This is a genomic window from uncultured Leifsonia sp., assembly GCF_945957465.1.
Lineage (GTDB): Bacteria > Actinomycetota > Actinomycetes > Actinomycetales > Microbacteriaceae > Leifsonia.
In genome coordinates, this window is record NZ_CAMFLC010000094.1 from 1 (window position 1) to 5,693 (window position 5,693).

General features: G+C 68.5%; 6 protein-coding genes. 3 read left to right on the forward strand and 3 right to left on the reverse strand.

Annotated elements, in window-relative coordinates:
• Positions 1-123 precede the first annotated feature (123 nt).
• Entirely contained in the window at positions 124-384 is a 261-nt protein-coding gene (locus Q0Q23_RS19540) for a cell division protein CrgA (protein ID WP_208038690.1), read from the reverse strand.
• Positions 385-492: 108 nt separating this feature from the next.
• Here Q0Q23_RS19540 and Q0Q23_RS19545 point away from each other — a divergent pair, with 108 nt between their 5' ends.
• The 3 genes from Q0Q23_RS19545 to Q0Q23_RS19555 are packed head-to-tail and all read left to right on the forward strand — an operon-like array spanning position 493 to position 2,099.
• The gene (locus Q0Q23_RS19545) at positions 493-1,302 is read left to right on the forward strand and encodes a class E sortase (RefSeq protein WP_295128316.1); all 810 of its coding nucleotides are present in this window, start codon (positions 493-495) and stop codon (positions 1,300-1,302) included.
• Positions 1,303-1,305: 3 nt separating this feature from the next.
• Complete coding sequence (locus Q0Q23_RS19550; RefSeq protein ID WP_295128318.1) at positions 1,306-1,464, forward strand: hypothetical protein; 159 nt, start codon at positions 1,306-1,308, stop codon at positions 1,462-1,464.
• Complete coding sequence (locus Q0Q23_RS19555; protein ID WP_295128320.1) at positions 1,461-2,099, forward strand: aminodeoxychorismate/anthranilate synthase component II; 639 nt, start codon at positions 1,461-1,463, stop codon at positions 2,097-2,099. The genes Q0Q23_RS19550 and Q0Q23_RS19555 overlap by 4 nt, the downstream gene beginning before the upstream one ends.
• A 40-nt stretch (positions 2,100-2,139) precedes the next feature.
• Here the strand turns inward: Q0Q23_RS19555 and pknB are convergent, their stop codons facing one another.
• Together pknB and Q0Q23_RS19565 are read right to left on the reverse strand one after the other, a co-directional pair.
• Positions 2,140-3,834 (reverse strand): Stk1 family PASTA domain-containing Ser/Thr kinase, encoded by a 1,695-nt coding sequence (gene pknB / locus Q0Q23_RS19560; protein WP_295128322.1) that lies wholly within the window; start codon positions 3,832-3,834, stop codon positions 2,140-2,142.
• Between the two features lie 122 nt (positions 3,835-3,956).
• A complete protein-coding gene (locus tag Q0Q23_RS19565; protein ID WP_295128324.1) occupies positions 3,957-5,666 on the reverse strand; it encodes a serine/threonine protein kinase in 1,710 nt (569 codons plus the stop codon).
• Positions 5,667-5,693: the final 27 nt, after the last annotated feature.

Here is a 5,693-nt window from a genome sequence, read left to right on the forward strand (position 1 = left end):
GTGGGGATAATTACACCGGTGTAACTCTCCACAGGCTTATTAACACTGGGGAGAAGCCGACTGTCAGCGGCCGAGCTGTGGGGAAAAGGGCTGTGGATAAGTGGACAGAGGGCTGGACGCCGCTCAGCGCCACCGCGTGGTCATCAGAAAGCCGATGAAGGCGATACCGAAGCCGACCAGGATGTTCCACGCGCCGAGCGCGGGGATCGGGTACTGGTTCTGGCTGACGTAGAAGACGATGATCCAGATGAGCCCGAGGAGCATGAAGCCGAACATCACGGGCTTGAACCAGACGGGGTTCGGGGTGTCCTCGCCTGTTGCGGCCGAGCTGCGCTCGGTGCGTGCGGAGCGCTCGAGCTTGGTCTTGGACTTGGTGCGTGCCATAGCACAACAGTGTAGCGGGAGGGAACTGGAGGTTCGCGGCGACCGAGGCGTGCGGTTCCCGGGAAACACCCGGCTTGCAACGCCTCGCCCACGATTAGAATCTGTCATATGACTGCACCCGCCGAGCCCGAGCGTCACCGCGGCGCCGGCGGCCGCCGGGTCGCCAGGAGGCCCCGGCGCAAGCGCGGCCCCGTCGATACCATCATCGGCGTCGTGGGCGAGCTGCTGATCACCGCGGGCATTCTCGTCGGGCTGTTCCTGGGCTGGCAGGTCTGGTGGAACAACCTGGTCCTGTCCGGGCAGCAGACCTCGGCGGCGGAACAGCAGAGCAAGAAGTGGATCGACGAGGCCACGTCCACTCCGCGGCCGACGCCGACCGAGGGTTCGAAGCCGGTGTCGGTCGACCCGCCGGTCATGGCCGTCCCGGCGGACTACGATCCGTTCGCCGTGATCTACATCCCGCGCCTCGGGGCGGACTGGAAGCGCACGATCCGGCAGACGGTCGACGTGGAGAAGGTGCTGAACAGCTACACCGCCGGCGTCGGCCATTACGCCGACACCCAGATGCCGGGCCAGGTCGGCAACTTCGCGGTGGCCGGACACGACTCCGGCTGGGGCAACACCTTCATCGACCTGTCGAAGCTTCGCGTGGGCGATCGCATCTACGTGCAGACCAAGGACGGCTGGTACACCTATGTCTTCCGCAACTTCGAGTATGTGCAGCCCAGTCAGGTGCAGGTGATCGCCGCCGTGCCACGGCACCCGGACGTCCAGCCGGTCGATCGGCTGATGACCATCACCACCTGCAATCCGCCCTTCCATGCCGGCGAGCGGCTGATCGCCTATAACGTGTTCGAGGGCTTCGCCCCGACTCAGGACGTCCCCGACGAGATCCGCGCCGCGGTGGCAGGAGGCTGACACATGTATGGAGCGTTGTGGCGGATCCTGCCCGGCCCGATCTGGCTGCGGATCCTCATCCTGGTCGTCCTGGCCGTCGTCGTTCTCTGGGCGCTCGTCACGTGGGTCTTCCCCTGGGTGGATTCGCTCTTGGGTCCGCAGGAAGGTACCGTGGGCCCGTGACCCGTGTACTCGTCATCGACAACTACGACAGCTTCGTCTACACGCTCAACGGCTACCTGCGCGAGCTGGGCGCCGAGACGGAGGTCGTGCGGAACGACGACATCGCCGTGGCGGATCTCGCGGAGCGCGTCGCCGACTTCGACGCTGTGCTCGTCTCGCCGGGGCCGGGAAAGCCCACCGACGCGGGTGTCTCCATCCCCGTGGTCGAGCTCGCGCTCGCATCGCGCACGCCGCTGCTCGGAGTCTGCCTCGGGCACCAGGCGATCGCCGAGGCGTTCGGCGGCGTGGTCACCAATGCCGAGGAGCTGATGCACGGGAAGACCTCACAGGTCGAGCACGACGACAGCCTCCTGTTCGGTGGCGTTCCCCAGCCGTTCACCGCTACGCGGTACCACTCGCTCGCGGTGGTGGACGGGACTCTTCCGCCGGAACTCATCGTGACTGCGCGCACCGCAGGCGGGGTCATCATGGCGCTTCAGCACAGCGACGCACCGATCTACGGTGTGCAGTTCCATCCCGAGTCCGTGTTGACGGAGGGCGGCTATCGGATGCTGGGCAACTGGCTGGAGGCCGCCGGTCTGCGTGGCGCGGCCGAGGCCGCGCGCTCCCTGAACCCGCTCGTCAAACTGGGCTGACCGACGTCGCTGCCCTGCGAGTCGCGCGGCAAGGAAACGGCTATCCCGAGCAGTAGGTGAGCCCGACGGTGCTCCCTTGGGGAACGTCGCCCGGGGCGACGGACTGGGTGTGCACCAGCGGCGTGCCCGAGTTCTGCGGGCAGGTGGGGTCGGCCTTCGGATCCGCCGTCAGGCCGAGCTGCGAGAGCAGCGCGGTGGCCGCGGTCAGCGACTGACCGGTGAGATCGGTCAGCGTGACTTTGCCGCTGGAGATGGTGAGGGCGATGGCGTCGCCCTCGTGCGCTGAGCCGCCGGCCGCCGGGGCGGTCTGGATCACCACATTCGCCGGTACGGTGGCAGAGTTCTCGGTGGTCACCGGGCCGACCGTCAACCCGGCGGTCTGCAGGGCCTGTTTGGCCGCGTCCTGCGTCATGTTCGTCACGTCGGGGACGGAGACCGCCTTCTTTCCGGTCGAGACGTAGACCGTGATCGTGTCGCCGGTGGCGACGACGATTCCCGCTGCCGGGTCGGTGCGCGTCACCTGGCCGGTCGGGTAGGTGGAGCTCTCCTCGCTCGTCTGGGTCCACTTGAGGTGCAGGTCTTCGAGCTGCTTGGTGGCCTTGTCGATCGGCTGGCCCGAGAGGTTGGGAACCTCGCGAGAGGTTTCGGGCATCGTCGCGCTGGGTGCGAGCCGCAGAACCCAGGCGAGCACTGCGACGATGACGACCGCCATGACGGCGATACCGGCCCAGATCCAGATGACGGGTGGCCGGCGCTGCGTGCGCACCAGAGTCTGGTCTTCGGCGAGCTGGCGGAAGGCGGCCTCCGGGCCCGACACGGAGCTGGGCGGTGCGCCGAACAACGTTTCAGCGAACTCGTCCTGGCTCTTGTGGACGGGGACCCGACCGGCGGCCGCCTCGTCGAGGTCGTGCCGGAAGTCGGTGACCGTCTGATAGCGTTCGAAGCGATCCTTGGTGAGAGCCCGCGCCACGACGACGTCCATGGCCGGGGAGACCTTGTGGTTGATGGTGCTCGGAGCGACCGGCGTCTCGCTCACGTGCTGGTAGGCGACCGCGACCGGGGTGTCGCCGCGGAACGGCGGGCGGCCCGTGAGCATCTCGAAGAGCACGACGCCGGTGGAATAGAGGTCGGTGCGGGCATCGACCGTCTCGCCCTTGGCCTGTTCGGGCGAGAAGTAGCTCGCCGTCCCCAGCACGGCCGTGGTCTGCGCCACGGTCGCCGAGGAGTCGCTGATCGCGCGGGCGATGCCGAAGTCCATCACCTTGACCTGGCCGGTCGTGGTGATCATGACGTTGCCGGGCTTGATGTCGCGATGCACGACTCCGGCACGATGCGAATACTCGAGGGCCGTCAGGACGCCGTCGGTGATGCGCACCGCCTCCGCGACCTCGAGCGGCCCGCGCTTGATGAGATCTTTCAGAAGAACGCCGTCGACGTACTCCATGATGATGAACGGGAGCGGCGCCTCGTGGCCGTTCGGCTCACGGACGGTCTCCTCGCCGGCATCGAAGACACGCACGATCGTCGGGTGCGTCATGCGTGCCGCGGCCTGGGCCTCCTGACGGAACCGGGTGCGGAACGCCGGATCGGTCGCGAGGGACGGCTTCAGCAGCTTGATGGCCACTGTGCGCCCGAGCCGCGTGTCCACGCCGCGGTGCACATCGGACATGCCTCCGCGCCCGACGAGTTCGCCCACCTGATATCGGCCTGCGAGCAGGCGGCTATCTGGGCTCAAGACGACTCCTTCTCGGGTGACGGGCTCCGGATAGTGTAGCGGGCCGACTCTGGATGTCTCCCCCGTGCTGGGGACGCGCGGTCACGTGTTGCTCCCGGCTCTCCGACGCACGGGGCTCCGGCTTACGGGGTGGGCGTGGAGGTGGGGCCTCCCGCAGGCAGGACCGTGTACGGTGCGGTCGGCGACTGCGCGGACTCGACCGACTCGCCCTGGTTGCAGAAGATCGAGTAGCTGAGCGTGTAGTCGCCGGCAGCGGTCGGGGACCACGTGAACTTCGTGTCGTTCACCGGCGCCTGCGGCTGGCCGTTGACGAACAGCCGGCGCCCCGTGAGATTCTGCCCGGCGGGACACGTGGCGGAGCCGAAGGAGACCGTGATCTGGGAGTTGGCGGCTCCCTGACCCGACGGCGGGTTGGCCGACACCGTGTCGGACGGCGTCGGGATCGGCGTCACCGGGCCGTAGACCTTGACGGTGATGGTCGAGCCCTTCTGCACCGGGCCGGTCGGGTTGACCGAGTAGACGGTGTTGACTTCGCCGGCGGTCGACGCCGCCGATCCGGTCTGGACGTCCGCGACCATCCCCGCGGCCTGCAGCTTCTGGCGCGCTTGGTCGGCCGTGAGCCCGAGGTAGTCGCCCTCGGAGATCTGGACAGTCGTGCTCGTCTGCGTCGGCGTCGGAGACGGCGTGGGGGAGTTCGGCGTGTGCGCCGCGGTGGTGGTGGTCGTCGGCGTCGGTGTCTTGGGCTGCGCGAGCAGCGCGATGATCGTGCCGATCAGCACGAGCGCGAGGAGGGCGATGAGGGCGATCAGCGGCCACGTCCACGGGCTGCGCTTCTTCTCCTCGACCGGGGCCTCCGTGGTCTCCTCCTCTACGACCTGCCCCGCGGCGGCGGCTGGGAGGACCGTGGTGGCCTGGGTGGGAGCCGCGTTGGGCGACGTCATCAGCACGGTCGCGGCGTCGGTCGCAGCCGCGGCGCCGAGTATCGCGGGCACGGCCGCGGCCGCGGCGCGGGTGTCGCCGCGGCGCAGCGCCTGTGCCGCGCGCGCGAGATGCGCAGCCGACGCCGGCCGGTCGGCCGGGTTCTTCGCGATGCAGGCGAACACCAGGTTGCGGACCGGCTCCGCGACGGTGGCGGGCAGCTCGGGCGGAGCCTCGTTGATCTGCGCCATCGCGATGGCCACCTGCGACTCGCCCGTGAACGGGCGGCGGCCGGCGAGACATTCGTACGCGACGATGCCGAGCGAGTAGATGTCGGTCGTCGGTGAGGCGGGGTGGCCGGAGGCCTGCTCCGGCGACAGGTACTGCACGGTTCCCATGACCTGGCCCGTGGCGGTGAGGGGGACCTGGTCGGCGATGCGCGCGATGCCGAAGTCGGTGATCTTGACGCGGCCGTCCGGAGTGATCAGCAGGTTGCCCGGCTTGATGTCGCGGTGAACGAGACCTGCCGCGTGCGCGGCGTGGAGGGCGGCGGCGGTCTGGGCGACGATGTCGAGGGTGCGGTCGGTGCTGAGGACGTGCTCGCGCTCCAGGATGGTGGAGAGCGCCTCGCCGGGCACGAGCTCCATGACGAGGTAGGCGCTGCCCTCCTCCTCGCCGTAGTCGTAGACGTTCGCGATGCCCTCATGGTTGACCAGTGCGGCGTGCCTGGCTTCGGCGCGGAACCGCTCGAGGAAGCCGGGATCGCCCAGGTACTCGTCCTTGAGGATCTTGATCGCCACGGTGCGGCCGATGACGAGGTCCGTCGCCTGCCAGACCTCGCCCATGCCGCCGATCGCGATGCGCGACTGCAGCTCGTAACGTCCTCCGAAGGTGAGCCCTGCTGTGGGTCTCATTTATTCAGCACCGCCTCTAGTACTTTC